The sequence below is a fragment of the Xylanibacter rodentium genome, assembly GCF_013166575.1.
Lineage (GTDB): Bacteria > Bacteroidota > Bacteroidia > Bacteroidales > Bacteroidaceae > Prevotella > Prevotella rodentium.
In genome coordinates this window covers 109117-125746 of sequence record NZ_JABKKE010000003.1, presented here as the reverse complement: position 1 = coordinate 125746, position 16630 = coordinate 109117, and the positions used below count along the sequence as shown (strand labels likewise).

The following is a 16630-nucleotide window of genomic DNA, read 5'->3' as shown; positions in this document are numbered from 1 at the left end:
TTATGAACATTTCAAGCAAATACTTTTTGCCGGTGCTGTTTACGATGGCTCTGCCGCTGACAGCAGGTGCACAGGCTGTGGACGTAGTGCCTGACGGCTACACTCTTATATGGGGTGACGAGTTCGACACAGACCGGCTCAACGAGAATATATGGAACATTGAGGTAAACGGCAATGGTGGCGGTAATCAGGAGTTGCAGTACTATCGCCGTGAAAATGTGACTATGGGTGTCGACCCTAAGAGTGGCGAGCAGTGTCTCGTGATTACGTCCCGCCGCGAGAACTATATGGGACGCAGTTTCACGTCGGGACGTGTCACGTCGCAGAACAAGGCAGCCTTCAAGCATGGCATCATCCAGGCCCGTATCAAGTTTCCGCGTACGGCCGACGGACTGTGGCCGGCCTACTGGATGATGGGCAACGACATGAACAAGTACGGATGGCCGCGATGTGGCGAGATGGATATAGTGGAGCTGGGACATGCCAACGGTATAAAGGACGGCACACAAGACCGCTATTTCGGAGGCACGCTACACTATGGCCTTGATGCCAGTTCGGAAAACCATCAGCAGTTGTCTTTCGAGTATCTTGCTCCCGAGGACAACCCTATAACCAATGACGAGTATCATATCATCACCGTAGAGTGGGATGAGAGTAACCTTTCGATGTACTACGACCTTGAAGCCTTTACTGCGGCAAAGAAGCGCAAGGCCCGCTATTTCACCACTTCGGTGGAATACTCGGATGCCGAGCTGGCCCCCGGACACTATTTCCAGAAGCCTTTCTTCTTTCTTTTCAATCTGGCTGTGGGCGGCTGGTATCCTGGAATACTCGACCCCTCAGGCATCACCGCACTGCCCAATGCCGGTGACGAAGCACGCATGTATGTTGACTGGGTGCGCGTGTATCAGGCCGACAGCGACGAGGAGGCACAGTTTCTCTATGTAGACGAGAACGGTGACCGTCAGACAAACATACCCGAAGAGCCGGAGCCCGACCCCGAGCCCGACAACAAGACCGAGCTGAGTGGCTTTGCCACCAAAGCCATCGATGCCGACGGACAGCTCGCTTTCGATTTCAGCGACATTTCGGATGCCGTGCTCATAAGCACGAGCGACGGTGTGCGCGGAAATCTGTATAGCGCCGGTGCCACGGTGGTTGACTACAACGTGAACGGCACCAACCGCAACCTTTATATATGGGAGGACGAATGGAATCCCGGCAACCAGACCTATGTGGCTGTATCGCGTACGGGCGAGAACAACTCGTTCGGCTGGGCTGAAGGCTACAACAAGTTTACCGTCACCAATGTGGGATGGTCGGGACTGGGCTTCAACATCAGCGGTGAGGACATTAGTATGATTGACGATACGTACTGGCTGCACTTCGGTATGCGTGCCACCGACCGTGTGATGCACACCTCGCACACCATGACCGTGGGCAATGCCCGCTTTATGGTGGGTAATAGCGACGGCAAGCTGGCTACCATAGGCGACTTCAAACGCGACGGTGAGTGGTACTTCTTCGATATTCCGGTCAAGGCCCTGCGCCAGTTTGCCGCGTCGCTGTTCGGCAACGGCACAGCCGACTATACCGGCGATATCATCACTTTCAGCAGTGGTGGCATGACTGATGCCGAGTTGTGTTTTGACAATATCTTCTTTTATAAGAGCAAGACAAAGGAGATACCTTCGTACACCGATACCGGTGCCAACCTTGGCCGCTATGGCTACAAGAGTCTGGATTCCGCCGGCCAACCGGTGTTCTCGTTTGCCGGCGTAACGGATATTGTTCCGCTTGTGCTGTCGGGTGATACATGGGAGTCGCTCACAGCCGGAGGCACCTACGCCGAGGGCGAATCGCTCATCAAGCGCGAGCACGACAACAGCGAGCAGGGCGGACGCAACAATTTCTTTGTGTGGGGCGATCCGCAGACGATGACGGTGAGTCAGGTGCCAGACGTGCCCAACTCGTTCGGACGTATACCCTATGGCGGATTCTCAGCCTTCTCCTCGGCTCAAAATCCGGGATGGAACGGTGCCGGATGGGCTTCGATAGCCGGTCAGGGTAACAATCCCGCGCCCAAAGACCTCTGTATGATTGACGACAGTTACTATCTGCACCTGTCATTGCGTTCGGATGCCGCTGTGGGGCATGTTCCTATTATGGTTCGTTTGGGCAGCAAGGATGAGGATGCCGCACTTGTATTCGGCAAGTATTCCGACAAACCTATATTTGCCGACTTCAACCGCGATGGCGAGTGGTATTCGTTTGATATCCCTGTGACCGAATTGAAAAAGTATGGTGCCTTGTGGAACGAGGCCCCGCAGATGGGAGGACTGGAGGCTTATACAGACTATGCGCTGTGTTTCTATACTATGCCGACATTCTATACAGGCAGTTCTTTCTCGATAGACAACGTGTTCTTCTACAAGACCTACCAGACGCCCGAAACCTCCGAGCTTGGCGAGTATACCACAAAGAGTCTTGATGCTGACGGAAAGTCATACTTCGACTTTGCCGGCAAGGACTTCATAATATTCAGTACAAACGGTTCGGTAACCGAGAAGATGAAGCAGGACGACACCGAGAGCATACTGCTTGACTGCCGCGACGGAGTGGGAGGCAACAAGTTCAACAACTGGGCCGACGGAAATACCTATATGCCGGGCACACAGAGTGGCAGTATATCCGATTCGTTCGGTGGTGATGAGGGCTGGATTGACTTGGTTACCAATGGCGGTTGGACAGGCGCCGGCTTTATCAACAACGACGGTGTCGACCTCACCCTTCTCGACGAGGGCAATTGGCATCTGCATTTTGCCATGCGTGGCACCGACGCCTGCAACCATCAGATAGGTTTTGCCGAGAGCAAGTTTACTATCGGCACCACCATTTTCGGCAACGGTGCTCCTGTGTTGGGCAATTATCGTCGCGACGGCGAGTGGTACTCGTTTGACATTCCGTTCAGCGTAATCCGTTCACTCAATACAAACCTCTTCCCCGACAACAACGGCGGACAGGCTTCTTACCGTGGCAATCTGATATGGTTTATGAGCGGTGGAGGCTATGGCGACGAGATACAGCTTGACAACATCTTCATGTGGCGCGACAAGAACAGCGTTTCTGCGATAGAGAATGTTAAGACGGCAGGCCACAATGTCCTGTCTGCAGGTATATTTGACATTGCAGGCCGTAAGGTAAGCGGAATGTCGCGTCCCGGCTTGTACATCGTCCGCACGGCTGATGGCGTGAAGAAGGTTGTGGTGAAGTAATCCGTCGGCATACGGTTAAGGATGTGCCATATACATATTAATATCAACCATATATCAACAACAATCAAGACAATTATGAAAATCGTTATATCAGCTATATTATCATTATTCGTCACCGTACCTCTTTTGGCGCAAAACAAGAGTGCCAAGAGAGGTATCGGATGGGACGAGAAGACCCAGAAGATGTCAGGGTTGCCCATCAGCAAGATGGCGCCCGGCGTGTCGTGGGTGTACAATTGGGGCATCAAGCCCGGTAACGATTTGTCGGGCACAGGCCCGCAGGGCATGATGGACTTTGTGCCGATGTGCTGGAACGGCAACTTCGATGAGGCCGGCCTGCGCCGCTGGCTTACCGACAATCCCGGCGTGCGTTATCTGTTGGGATTCAACGAGCCAAACTTCTCGGCACAGGCAAACATGACGCCCGCGCAAGCCGCCGCAGCATGGCCGCGTGTGGAGAAGATAGCCGCCGACTATGGGCTGAAGCTCGTGGCTCCGGCGCTCAATTTCACCGGTGAGCGTGTGGGCGGTCGTACATGGAGCCCATACGAGTGGCTTGACGAGTTTCTGCGCATCTACCCCGGAGCACGTTTCGACTGCCTTGCGCTTCACTGCTACATGAACTGGTTTGGCTCTACCACATGGTTTGCTACAGAGTATTTCTATGCCGACCTTTACAATCCGGCAAAGAAGGACGTTTACGGCCGTTACCCCAATATCGTGAAATATCTTGATGCCTACAAGGAGGCCAACGGACACTTTCCGCGGATGATGCTCACCGAGTTCTGTTCGTGGGAGAACGACGGTACCATCACCGGTGTCGACTTCCAGATAGACCAGATGACGCAGAAGGTGCAGAAGCTGGAGCAGAGCGACCTTGTGGAAGGCTACGCGTGGTTTATGGCCAACGGCCGTGCCGCCAGTTATCCCTATTTCAGCATCTTCGAGACCAACCGCAGCGACAGCGAACTGTCCATTCTCGGTACGGTATATACCTATATGTCGTCGTTCGACACGAGTAAATATTATGCTCCCGGAGAGCAGATTGCCGCAAAGGACTATATAGATGCCAGCACTGACGGGCAGCAGGTGTGTCTGCGCCCCAATACCGAGAGCGACAGCGAGCAGCCGCTTCAGGTGGAGATGAGGTCGGGAACGTGGACAAAATACCAGATAAACGTGCCCGAAGCCGGCGAGTATAAGTTTACATTGCGCGTCAAGTCGTCGGTCGATGCTCCCGTGTGGTTTTATCTCGACGGCAAGAAGAGCGTAACATCCACGTTGCCAGCCACCACCGGTATTTGGGCCTACCGTGAGTTCTCGGCCACATTGTCTGCCGGAAACCACAGCATCATGCTCTATAATGCCGGCAACATGCCGTTCTTCATCAACGGATTTTCGTTCACATCCACATCTTCCGGCATATCATCTCCTGAGGTCGATGGGGCAGACACTGCCGACGGCCTGGTCGATGTGTTCGATGCCGGTGGAATGTTCGTAGGCACCACCCGTAACCTGTCGGCCCTCAATTTGCCTTCGGGCATATACGTGATAGTGACGCACTCGGGCGAAAAGAAAAAGACCGTAATCAAATAGCATCAATCAACTTAAAAAGAACAATTTAACTTATGAAACGAACATTACTTTTAAGCACGGTATTGTTGTCATCGGCAGTATCGTTAGCACAGACCAACCTCGCATTGGGAGGTACGGCGACTGCCACATCGGCATCTGAAAATGCCGGACTGGCCATCGACGGTGACGAGAACACACGTTGGGAAGCTCCCGTAGGCGACTTTGCCGATAGCGAAGACGTGACATGGTCGCTCGACTTTGGCTCGGTGCAGACATTCAACACAATCCAGATAAAGTGGGAGGGTGCCTATTCCAAGTCGTTCGTGATATCGGTGTCGGAAGACGGTAACGAGTATACCGACGTAGTGGTGAAAACCGACGAGATGGTGGCCGACCTGCTGCAGAACTACACCTTCGGAGAGGTGAACGCCCGCTATATCCGTTTCCGCAACGTGGAACGTGCCACACCGTGGGGCGTCAGCTTCTGGGAGTTCCGTGTGTTCAAGATGGATGCCGCCGTGCTTTCGGCCATCACGCTGTCGGCTCCAGAGACAGTCGTTGGTGTTGGCGTGCCCGTGACTCTCAACGTGGCCGGCAAGGACCAGATAGGACAGCCGATGGATGCGGGCGAGGTGATCTACGAGGTCACTCCCGCCGATGCCGGCACTTTCCACGGCAACGTATATACGTCGGCAAAGGCCGGTGAGGCCACCATCGTGGCAAAGGCCGGTGATCTGACCTCCAACGAGATAAAGATAACATCCTATGCCGGTGAGAAGATAGACATATTTGCCAACATGGCCACTATGGTCACACCGATAGGCGAGGGCACCACTACCGGTTCGATGGTAGGAGCATTCGATGACAACATGGCCAGTTTGTGGGATATGCACCCCGCCACTGGTGCCGGCGATGAGGAACGCACTTACGAGACCGGTTTTGTGGTTGACCTTCAGGCGCTTTACGACATTACGGCAATATCGGCAACATTCGAGGGCGCGTGCCCCGAGGATTATACCATAGCCTTTGCAGGCAACGACGGTGTTTACGGCGATGAGCATGCTGTGACCGGACATGCCGGTATGGCCACGTTTACCGACTTCTTCATGAGCGAGGCCAAGCAGGTGCGCTATGTGCGCTTTGTCAGCACAAAGGCTGCCACGGCTTATGGCGTGAAGCTATTCGACTTCTCCATATTCGCCGAAAACAAGCAGGATTTCCCCGATGCCGCCGCTCCCACCGAATTTACTGCAACCATCGGTGCAGCCACATTCTCTTCGATAGCGCTCAACTTCAAGGCTACCGACGATGTGAGCACCAACATAGCTTATGTCATATCTTATAGCGACGGCGAGACAACCGCCGAGGCCGTGACATCGGGCGAGAGCGGCAAAGAGGTGGCCTATACTCTCCGCGGGCTAAAATATGGTACAGCCTACAGCATATCAGTAGTGGCCAAGGACGGCAAGGGCAACGCTACCGACCCGATAGTTCTTGAAGCACGCACCAACGATATGCCGGGTTCGGCTCCCGCCGGCGGGGCAACTGCAGAGAATGTAAAGGCCGTGTACAGCGACAAGTTCGGCAATGCCGCAGGATTCGTATTCCCGGATTGGGGCGAGCAGACCGTGACCGTCGAGATTACCTTGGCTGAGGGTGACAAGGCCATGCTTCTCAGCAACATGAACTACCGCGGACTGGAGTTTGACGTGATGGATGTAACGGACATGGAGACGCTCCACGTCGACGTATTCCCCGAAACGGCCAACACCGTCACTATCGTACCCATCTGGCGTGACACAGAGAACAACGTCAACTTTGCCGAGATACCGTATATCGCCGAACTCAAGGCCGGTGAGTGGAACGCACTCGACATTCCGGTGAGCGCCTTCCACAGTGACGACCGCAATGGCAGCAACAACGTGTATCAGATAAAGCTGGACAACGGTCAGGGCAATACCTTCATCTTCGACAATATATACTTTGAAAAGACCGTAATGGCCGACACTGAGGCTCCCGTATGGATGATGGCCGAGGTAGGCGACGTGGCCGACACCAAGGCTACGATAAAGGTGCAGGCTTCTGACAACAATGAGAACTGTATGCTCACATATACAGTCACCGGCAATGCCGACGGCACGGTAGTGGCCACCAAGATGGTGAAGGCCGGTGACGAGGCTGTGATAGAGCTTACTGCACTGACACCCGAGACGGCCTATACATTTGTGGTGACAGTGGAAGATGCTGCCGGCAACAAGGCCGACGAGACCCGCACCGTGCAGCTGACAACCACCGAGAAGATTGTTCAGCCCACAAGCGGCGAAGGCACCATCACTGTGCAGAACGACGTGATAACCGAGCCGCAGACACTCAAGTACACATGGCGTTTCATTCAGGAGAACACCAAGGTTACCCTCGTTGTGGAATATCTCGAGGAGTCGGGCGTGCCGGGCATCGTGCCGGGCGTAATTGACGCATGGACGAACGGCGGGAACCATGTATCGGAGAATTGCGATACGTTTGTATCAACCTTCGTTTGGGAGAATGTGCATCTGGGCGATGTGCTTGAGGGCAGCGTATGGTGGGCTTTGGCCGGCGGACGTGCCGAAACGCCGAAGTTCTGCTACACCGTTGAAGACCTTAACGTTTCCGGTATCGATAACGTGCCGGCCGTCGGAACCGATACTACCGGTGCCGTGTACGACCTGTCGGGCCGCCGTATAATCAAGCCCGCCAAGGGTATCTACATCATCAACGGCAAGAAGGTGGTGGCAGGCAATAATAAGTAAATCACCATGCAACGGCAAAGAGCCATATCGCACTCCATGATATTGTGAGTGCCGATATGGCTCTTTGTCGTTTTATAGTTTCCTTTATACGAAAACGTATCCTTATCTTTTCTTTATCTTTAAAAGAAGACGGCTGTTACAGTCCGTGCTCGGTGAGGTAGCGCTCAGCTTCGATGGCTGCCTGACAACCTGCACCGGCCGATGTGATGGCCTGACGGTATACGGGATCCGAAACGTCGCCGGCCGAGAACACTCCCGGCACCTTGGTCTTCGGTGTACCGTTGATGCGCTTGATATATCCCACTTCGTCGGTATCAACCCACTCCTTAAAAACATCGCTGTTGGGCTTGTGACCTATGGCGAGGAAGAATCCGTCGATGGAAATGTCTACCATTTCCTCGTCAGGTTTGCCCTTGCGCTTTACGAGATGTGCGCCTTCGACACCATTATCACCGTAAAGTCCCACGGTGTTATGCTCGAAGAGTATCTCGATGTTTTCGGTAGCCATGACACGTTCCTGCATCACCTTCGATGCGCGCAGATACGGCTTGCGTACTATCATGTACACCTTCTTGGCCAATCCGGACAGATAGATGGCCTCTTCGCAAGCGGTGTCGCCGCCGCCTACCACAGCCACCACTTTCTTGCGGTAGAAGAATCCGTCGCAGGTGGCACAGGCAGAAACGCCCTGACCGTTGTATTTCTTCTCATCGTCGAGACCAAGATACATTGCCGATGCTCCGGTGGCAATTATTACGGTGTCGGCCTCCAGTTCGCTGCCATCTTCCACCGTAAGCACATAAGGGGCTTTTGACAGGTCGGCCTTGACAATTTCTCCGTCGCGTATGTCCGCACCGAAGTGCTCAGCCTGTTCGCGCAGGTCCATCATCATCTGATTGCCATCCACTCCCTGCGGGTAGCCGGGAAAGTTTTCTACTATAGTAGTCTGCGTGAGCTGGCCGCCGGGCTGTAGTCCGCTGTAGACAACGGGGTTTAGATTTGCTCTTGATGCATATATTGCCGCCGTATATCCTGCAGGTCCGCTGCCTACGATGAGGCAACGTATGTGTTCTCTATTTTCATTCATGATTTGTTCGTATTCACTCTTTATCCTTAATTCTTAAATTACTTAAGAAGTTCTTCTATTTGCTTTTCGATGTTCTCTATTTTTTCAGTAGGCTCGAAGCGTGCTACAACCATTCCGAATCTGTTGGTCAGGAATTTTGTGAAGTTCCACTTGATATCGGGCTTCTGCTTGTAATCAGGATCTTCCTTTGAAAGCATGTCTTCAAGAATAGGGGCAATGGGGTGGCTCATATCCCATCCGGCAAAGCCTTTTTGCTCTTTCAGGAACTTGTAGAGCGGATCGGCGTCATCACCGTTTACCTTTAGCTTTTTGAACCTCGGAAATTCGGTACCATAGTTCAACTTGCAGAAACTGTGTATCGATTCGTCGGTTCCGGGGGCTTGCTGTCCGAACTGGTTGCATGGGAAGTCGAGAATCTCGAATCCGCGGCTGTGATATTTCTGGTATAGTTTTTCCAGTTCCTCATACTGTGGTGTAAATCCGCATTTTGTAGCAGTATTTACGATGAGCAACACTTCATTGGAATATTCCTTTAGCGATACTTCTTTGCCCTTTCTGTCTTTGACAGAGAAATCATAAACCGTTTTCATTGTTTTTTTGTTGATTATATTGTGATAGACAATTTTAATTGTATGGCACAAAAGTACTCATTTTCCATGTTTCTCACAAATATTTGTCAATTTTATTATGTTTTTTTTGTTAGTAGTGCGATCCTGTTAAATACATGTTTGCAAATATAAAAGAACCAGATTGGTAAAAGCAAAAAAACGGTTTGAAATCTTAATAAATATCATCCCGTATTTATGTAGAAACCGGTTCTTGATATATGTCAACAACAAGCATTCATTTGTATTTTTAGGTATTGGGATGGTGCTTGTTGTTTCTGAATCATTGTAACTTTGCAGTGTCAAATCAAAGTGAAAATTGATCATGTAGTTTGAGAGAAAACATTAAAAAAGAAGAGAGCACAGAAGAAACGGAATATATATATGGTATTGTTTTTTTATTTGAGGTAAGAAGATTGTATAAGGAAACATTGGCCGCCGCGGGCGGATTAATTAAAGTTTTTGATTTTATTAGTAGGTAATTTTTGATTGAAGATGCGGGCTTTCGTAAGTCCGCGTTTTTTATATATAAGCTGGTATACAAAATTGACGTAATGAAAGTAACGGAAGTGTATTTTGTAACGCTTTTCTTAAATCAAACTTACGCACCGGCTTGACGAAAACGTAAATGGTGTAGGAGTGACAAAATAAAAAGCGCATCCGGGCATATGCAACTACACGGAGGCGCTTTTTGTTTCATTCAAGGTTCTGCTGTATATTATTTCTTCGCAGCCTTACCGTAGCGGCTCATAAACTTGTCTACGCGACCAGCCGTATCCACGAGCTTGCTCTTGCCTGTGTAGAACGGGTGAGATGTGCTCGAGATTTCTATTTTAACCACGGGGTAAGTTTCGCCTTCAAATTCTACTGTATCGTTAGTCTTGCATGTAGAACGTGAAAGGAACATATCGCCGTTGGACATATCCTTGAATACGACGGGGCGATAGTTTTCTGGATGAATACCTGTTTTCATTTTAATTTATTAATATTGAATGTTATAAATGTGCTATAATGCGCTGCAAAATTAATATATTTTCTCCAAACGGGCAAATGTTGGCGTGACTTTTTTTCTGACGGTATTACGTTTATGCCGTTATGTGGCTTGTTGCCGGTTATTTGAATCCCCAATAGTTGTATGCGACACTGCGTTCAACTTTGTTTTCTATATCATCGGGCAGATTGCAGAAGAAGTCGATGCCGGTGCGTTGCTCTAACTCGTCGATGGTGATGACATAGTCTTTAAGCGGGTCGTTGGAGTGGTCGGCATTTATGTGTTCTGCCCAAAATGCAAAGGCCGAATATTGGTCGCCTTTCTTTAGCAGCAGTGCCATATAGAAGTATTTTGGCACAATCATTTTTCCTTTTATGCGTGTCAGTATCTGGCTCTCGTTGTCGATGGTGCCACCTTTGCATACATATAGTGTATCGCCGATGGCGGTTGGGGTAACGTCGCGTACTTTCTGTTCCATTACAGCCCATAGTTTGGTATTGAAGGCATTGCGCTGCGGCTGCATGTTGGTCATGTGGAAAGTCTGATAGTTGGCTTCTTTGGAATACTGGCGGTCGGCCGACGGGCAGATATGTCCGTGGTCGTATCCTGAACGTACGAACAGATCATCGCTCCAACGGTACTGTTCGGGCAGTTGGGGATCCCATGGATATTGGCGTTCGTTGGGGTGATTGCCGGGATTGCTCTCGGGATTATACCGGCCTGCATCGCCTTTGTATGTATGGTTCTTGTTATACGATGTGTTGTTTTTGTCCTTATGGTCTACCATGAAATAGCACGACCATCGTTGCGACTTCTTTTCCGTATCCCATTCAACGCAGTAGTTCAGGCCGTATGTATCACCCGAATAATATTTCAGGATAATGCTCTTTCCGTCTTTTGTCTTCGGAAATTCCAATCGTGTCACTTCCTTGCCATATGTAGTCACGGTGTTTCGGTTGATGTTGGCATAGCTAGTGCCGGTGCCTGCGCTTACGTTGTCCGAATCGTCGTCGGAGCATGATGCTACCGAGACTACGGTGAATAATACAGCCAGCAAGCGGGTTGGGGTTTTAAAGAGAGTTGTCATCTTATTTCGTATTTTGTATAAAGCAGACTGCAAATATACGGAAAATCTGCGATATAGACGTATATAAGGCAAAGAAAACAGTAGAAAGAAAAACGAGGATGCCTTGTTGGGGCATCCTCGTTGATGTGGTGTATGTTGCACTATTCTTATTTGATAATAGTGGTTTCTCCGCTTGTAAAGGTGAAGTCATCGATGAGAACATCTGCACCAGGATTCTTTGAGTTCATGATAACGATGCAGTATGTACCTTCGGTGGTTATAGTGAGGTTATGTGTCACTTGTACCCATTCGTTATTGCTGATATTGTTGGTGTACTCACCATAAGCGTATGTACCTGCTTTGCCGTCAACAATAGGCACAACTCCCGGACGTACTGATGCACCGGTAGAAGTAGCGGCCTTTGCGTAGAATGTCATGGTGTATTCTCCTGCTTTCAATTGCATTTCCTTGTATCCTATTCTCTTGTTTGCAGAACTTGTTCCACCAACTTTTACTGAATATTTTCCGCTGTGTGCATCTGTACTCTGGGAGAGTGTTGCATTTCCTGCGGTAGATTCTGTTTTCCAGTTATTAGGCAATCCGCCAACCCATGTTTCAAAATCACCGTTGGTAGTGGTGATGTCACCTTCGTCATTGCCACCAGTGTTTCCGCCTTCTTCCTTACCTTCTTTTACGGCAAAGTTCTTCACTTCCCATGTTCCTGAACTTGTTTCACATTCGTAATAGAGAGCGAATACCACGCTTTCTTTACCGATGATTTCAGCGGGAACAGCAGCTGTAAATTTGGTCCATGTCTTCCAGTCTCTTACTTCTGTCAATGTTCCGGTGATATCTGTCCACTTTGTTGTTGCTGGGTCGCCTGTGTAGTCTTTGGTGACAAGTACTTTGTTGGCTATACCGTCAATAGCATCTCCGGTTGTTGTTGTTACATAACGCAAAATGTACTCAAATGTTATGGTTGCCTCTGTCGATTTCGACATATTCACGGGCTGAGCTACAAGGTAGCTTGCAGAAGGTGTTGTTGTTTTGCTTGCATTGTCATATCCTGTAGCTTTGGCATATCCATAGCTGTCAATAACCCACGGTTGTCCTTTCACGTTATTTACAGTGAATACACCAAATGAACTTGCAAATGTTTCGTTGATATACGTGCCTTCTACCGGTTTGTCATCACCACCACCGATATCACCGTTCCCGTTGAGGGAAACAACATAGTTGCCTGTAGTATATTCCAACGTCCCGTTATAGTTCATGAGTTTTCCGCATATAACAACAACATCACCTTGTTTGAGTGCATCTTCTCCGGAAAACTTCTTACGGTTAGGACCTGCATATCCGTTATATACACGGAATTGGTTTGCTGTTGTACCATCATCAGAAATGTAATATTTCAGACTTCCATACGAGGGATCATAACTGCCTTTGTCTACAGATACGACAATACCTTTTACATATACATCAGTCTCTTCATTTCCACCTTCGTTGATATATTTTATGGCAGCAGCCACATTGTACGGATTTTCTATCGTACCGCTTCCTGCAGGGTCAACGGTTTCGCTCGGGGTGTTTCCCCCTCCTCCCGGAATCTCATACGGCTCGGGAACGTCCTCACAGCTTGTGAATGTAAATGCAGCCATTGTGATGGCAAGCATTGATAATAATATCTTTTTCATAATAGTGTTTTATTTTATTTGTTTATTTTTCAGAATTAATGATTTCTTCCACGTCAGAGCCTTCGCGTAGCAGTATCTGCCATGTGTATCCATATTTGGACGGGTCGTTGGCATAGACGGTGAATATACCTGTCAGGTTGATCTTGCCCGTAGGCATTGGCAGGGCTGCGAAGTCGGCATATGTACTTGAGCGAACTACGAACGATGCATAGTTGCCGCTCATAGGCACTTTGCCGTTGACGGCAATTGAGCGGCTGACACCGTTTCCGGCATCTTTCTCTGCATCGCTTGCCCATACTTTGATCCCGTCGGCCTCGTCCATGGTCACGTTCTTAACGGTCATCAACTTACCACGGCATGCTTTTACGTAGTCGGCATCCTGCATGCGTGCCACATCAAACTCCTCGGGCTCCACCTCGTGTGTGAAGTTGGCGTCGACATATTTGAAGTGCTTCTGCCACAGTACGCGGCTCATGCGGCTGGGGAATGTCTTGCCAGATGCATTGGTGTAGGCCACGCCTATCTGCGGCTGATTGCCATACAGGCCGATGTGCAGTCCCTTGAGGTCAACGAGTATCTCCTTGCCTACGGGCAGATAACCGTATAGTCCGCCCTGTGCTATACATATAAGTATGGCGCCGGTCTCATCTTTCACGGCCACTTCGTTGTATATATTGCCTTCGATGTCGTTGCCTGTCACGATAACCTTTATCTGCACGTCTTCCTTTATCATTACGGTGTCGTTGGCGCTCTTCATAGTGTTCACATATTTGTCGAGCAGTTCCTTCACCGTGATTACGTTTGTCTCTTGCAGTTCGGCATTGCCGTAGGCATTCTCGGTGTTGGGAGCGCTCCAGTCGGTGTCGAATCCGTAGTCCTCGCCGGCCATACATCCGGCCATCATTGCGCATACGAACGCCATGAGAATATATTTCATCTTTTTCATATTCGTTGCGTTTTTTTATTTAGAATTTATATGTTAGGTTGAGCATTCCGTTGGTGCCGTAAGCGTAGAACTTCATCGGGTTCTTCGAGAACTTGTATGTACGCTGGTTGCCACCGCCTGTGTAGTCGCTGCGGCTCTGCTCGTATCCTCCCGTCACGATGTCCTGGTTGTTGAGGATGTTGGTAAGTGTTAGGTTGATTGACAGCGATCCTTTCTTCAGACGGATGTTGCGGCCGATAGAGGCGTCGAGCATGAAGCCGCCCTTGCCTTCAGCTTGTTCGAGTATGCCGGACTTGATGTTACCCTCGGCATCGTAAACATCGCCGTAAACTGTTTGGCGTGCATCCAAGGCTTTTTCGTATCTGAAACTCGGCGAGTACGACAGATAGATGCGGTCGTAGTAGTTGCCGTTTAGGTCGATAAACCATCCGTTCGCGTGGTAGCTCAGTCCGAGGCTCAGTGCTGTGAGCGGAGTGCCGCTTTCGCGCATATCCTTGTTGTAGCAGATGTCATCGTAATATTTGGCCGATGTCGAGTTCATGTAGCGTACGGTTGTGTTGTCGGTGTATTTTGCCTCGCTTATCTGTCCTAACAGCTTGATGCTGAATGCCGAGTTGAGCTTGATGTTGGCACCCAGCTCTGCACCGTAGTACTCCTTATCTACACCGGTGAACGACACGTACGAGAACGAGTTGGGGTTTTCGATGTTGTTGGCAGTGATGAGGTTGTCGAAGTAGAAATTCTGCCACTCGGATGCGTCTGTCACACGGGAGTAATATCCGTTGAGCGACAGGTTGAGCCATGAAGAGCGCAGCTGATAGCCGGCTTCGGCCGAGAATACCTTTTCATTCTTCAGGTTGCTTACGAAGTCGTTGTTGATTTCGGGAGAAACGAACGATGCCGATGCCGTAGGTGTGCGCAACTCATATCCCACGCCCAAGGCCACGGTGTTGCCTCGTCCGAGGTTGATGTTGACGCCGGCCTTGGCACCTCCGTCGAGGAATCGTGCCGTTTCGCTCTTGCCGTATGAATTGTCCTTGGCCAGTCCGTTTCGCATCTTTCCGTCGCGCTGCATTGATGTGGCACCGACGCGACCGCTGAGGAAAGCGTGTACCGAACGGAAATCGGTGGCGTATGTAGCCCATGCGTTAGCCTTGTCTACAAGCAGATTGTAGTTGTAGCCGAACTTGTCGCCTTCGCGCACCTCTGCGTTGGGGTGGTTCAGGTCATACTGCACTTCGTCCGATCCTGCCGCATACGTTCCCAAAGCATATGTGTTTATGTTGTGGAATACCGATGCGCCGAGCAGGTCTTCCATAGTCTGGTAGTGCATACCTTTCGTTGTCTGAAGAGCGGCACCGATGTTGAGTGACGAGCGCTTGTTGAGCTCCATTTTCAATGCCGAAGACAACGTGAGCATCAGTTGGTCGTTGTTCTTGGCCTGTATGTAGTACATGGCATCTTTGCCTTGTGCCGCCAACTGCTGGTTGGAGTAGTACAGACGGTCGAAGTTGATCTGACGGTTGGCTTTTGATTCCGTCCAGAAGTTGTACGAGTTTTGCCAGTCTGTAAGACACTGGTCTGTACGGCCTGAAGTGTTTGTCTCGTCCCACACATCGTAGAAACTCGACGGCAGGTTCTTCCAGTAGTTGGGGTGGGGGTTGTCCGAGTTGCTGTAGTTCAGCTTGGTACTTTTATAGTGGCTGTACTTTCCGGTGAGGGCCGTGGTCAGCTTCATGCCGTCGTCAATCTTATAGTCCCATGTCAGCATGGCCGTGGGCGCATAGTCGTTCACTACGCGCGAGTTGCGCTTCTTGCCGTTCTGATATCCCCAGTACGGATTGTAATATCTGTCGTTGGCCAGCCAGTATGCCTCGTCTGTAGCTGCACCCTGCGATGCGCGTTCCGTAGGGTTGCCCCATGTCACGAGCGAAAGGCTGTGCTTGTCGCTGATGACCTTCTCCACACCGAGGAAGTAAGACAGCGAGTTGTAGAACGTTCCTTCCACATATCCTCTGTCTGCCCAACGGTACATCACTGCTGCCGAATATGCCCATCCCTTGTCGCTGATTCCGGAGTTATAGGTGTATCCGCCGCGAAGGGTATAGTTACGGTTGGCTCCGCTCAGGGTCACGCGATGGCCTACCGGCTGTGACGAAGGCCTGAAATTGTAGTTGTTTGAACCGCCCATGGCCGACATGGAGAAACTGTTGTTCTCGAACGGCAGTGCAAATTCCATGTTGCGTGTCTGGGCGTTCAGTCCTCCAATCATGGAATATCGGAATTGCCCGGATTCGGCGTCGTTCATCGGAGCACCGTTGATGTAGATCTCGTTGTACTTCTGATTGAAGGCACGATACCTGAACCTGACAGGACTGAACAGGTAGCCCACCTGACCGGCATACAAGTTGCTGTTGGAATTGATGATGGTCACGTTCTGCGACATGTCATCGTCTTCTCCCAGCTGAGCTTCGGTAAATGTGAAAGCCTGTTCGTCATCTATCGTGACGTTTTGCTTCTGCTGCCGGTCTGTGCTTTGTGCAAAGGCCGCCGGAGTGCAACATAAGGCTAACACTGCTAATTTCAGCTTTTTCTGCATAGT

At 50.3% G+C, this 16630-nt stretch carries 10 protein-coding genes; 3 read left to right on the top strand and 7 right to left on the bottom strand.

Annotated features, from left to right (window positions below; translation table 11 throughout):
* Nucleotides 1-2: 2 nt before the first annotated feature.
* The 3 genes from HPS55_RS03130 (at nucleotide 3) to HPS55_RS03120 (ending at nucleotide 7639) form a co-directional block, all read left to right on the top strand.
* A complete protein-coding gene (locus HPS55_RS03130; RefSeq protein WP_172175914.1) occupies nucleotides 3-3275 on the top strand; it encodes a glycoside hydrolase family 16 protein in 3273 nt (1090 codons plus the stop codon).
* Nucleotides 3276-3350: 75 nt separating this feature from the next.
* Nucleotides 3351-4871, top strand: coding sequence for a glycosyl hydrolase (locus tag HPS55_RS03125; protein ID WP_172175912.1), 1521 nt, complete (start codon nucleotides 3351-3353; stop codon nucleotides 4869-4871).
* A 32-nt stretch (nucleotides 4872-4903) separates the two neighbouring features.
* Nucleotides 4904-7639 (top strand): discoidin domain-containing protein, encoded by a 2736-nt coding sequence (locus HPS55_RS03120; protein WP_172175910.1) that lies wholly within the window; start codon nucleotides 4904-4906, stop codon nucleotides 7637-7639.
* 136 nt (nucleotides 7640-7775) lie between these two features.
* Here HPS55_RS03120 and trxB read toward each other — a convergent pair whose 3' ends face one another.
* The 7 genes from trxB to HPS55_RS03085 all read right to left on the bottom strand — a co-directional run bounded on the left by trxB (nucleotide 7776) and on the right by HPS55_RS03085 (nucleotide 16627).
* Complete coding sequence (gene trxB, locus HPS55_RS03115) at nucleotides 7776-8726, bottom strand: thioredoxin-disulfide reductase (protein ID WP_172175908.1); 951 nt, start codon at nucleotides 8724-8726, stop codon at nucleotides 7776-7778.
* A gap of 38 nt (nucleotides 8727-8764) precedes the next feature.
* Nucleotides 8765-9316, bottom strand: coding sequence for a glutathione peroxidase (locus tag HPS55_RS03110; protein WP_172175885.1), 552 nt, complete (start codon nucleotides 9314-9316; stop codon nucleotides 8765-8767).
* A 733-nt stretch (nucleotides 9317-10049) separates the two neighbouring features.
* Nucleotides 10050-10304: a type B 50S ribosomal protein L31 gene (locus HPS55_RS03105; protein WP_172175883.1), complete on the bottom strand. Its 255-nt coding sequence runs from the start codon at nucleotides 10302-10304 to the stop codon at nucleotides 10050-10052.
* 139 nt (nucleotides 10305-10443) lie between these two features.
* Entirely contained in the window at nucleotides 10444-11379 is a 936-nt protein-coding gene (locus HPS55_RS03100; RefSeq protein WP_253947646.1) for a DNA/RNA non-specific endonuclease, read from the bottom strand.
* Between the two features lie 176 nt (nucleotides 11380-11555).
* Complete coding sequence (locus HPS55_RS03095; protein ID WP_172175879.1) at nucleotides 11556-13082, bottom strand: carbohydrate binding domain-containing protein; 1527 nt, start codon at nucleotides 13080-13082, stop codon at nucleotides 11556-11558.
* Between the two features lie 22 nt (nucleotides 13083-13104).
* Entirely contained in the window at nucleotides 13105-14028 is a 924-nt protein-coding gene (locus HPS55_RS03090; protein ID WP_172175877.1) for a DUF5689 domain-containing protein, read from the bottom strand.
* Between the two features lie 19 nt (nucleotides 14029-14047).
* A complete protein-coding gene (locus HPS55_RS03085; protein WP_172175875.1) occupies nucleotides 14048-16627 on the bottom strand; it encodes a TonB-dependent receptor in 2580 nt (859 codons plus the stop codon).
* Nucleotides 16628-16630: the final 3 nt, after the last annotated feature.

Excerpts from the sequence above, each read along its gene's own strand:
- HPS55_RS03130 (WP_172175914.1), top strand. The coding sequence starts at position 3 with ATGAACATTTCAAGCAAATACTTTTTGCCGGTGCTGTTTACGATGGCT.
- HPS55_RS03125 (WP_172175912.1), top strand. The coding sequence starts at position 3,351 with ATGAAAATCGTTATATCAGCTATATTATCATTATTCGTCACCGTACCT.
- HPS55_RS03120 (WP_172175910.1), top strand. The coding sequence starts at position 4,904 with ATGAAACGAACATTACTTTTAAGCACGGTATTGTTGTCATCGGCAGTA.
- trxB (WP_172175908.1), bottom strand. The coding sequence starts at position 8,726 with ATGAATGAAAATAGAGAACACATACGTTGCCTCATCGTAGGCAGCGGA.
- HPS55_RS03110 (WP_172175885.1), bottom strand. The coding sequence starts at position 9,316 with ATGAAAACGGTTTATGATTTCTCTGTCAAAGACAGAAAGGGCAAAGAA.
- HPS55_RS03105 (WP_172175883.1), bottom strand. The coding sequence starts at position 10,304 with ATGAAAACAGGTATTCATCCAGAAAACTATCGCCCCGTCGTATTCAAG.
- HPS55_RS03095 (WP_172175879.1), bottom strand. The coding sequence starts at position 13,082 with ATGAAAAAGATATTATTATCAATGCTTGCCATCACAATGGCTGCATTT.
- HPS55_RS03090 (WP_172175877.1), bottom strand. The coding sequence starts at position 14,028 with ATGAAAAAGATGAAATATATTCTCATGGCGTTCGTATGCGCAATGATG.
- HPS55_RS03085 (WP_172175875.1), bottom strand. The coding sequence starts at position 16,627 with ATGCAGAAAAAGCTGAAATTAGCAGTGTTAGCCTTATGTTGCACTCCG.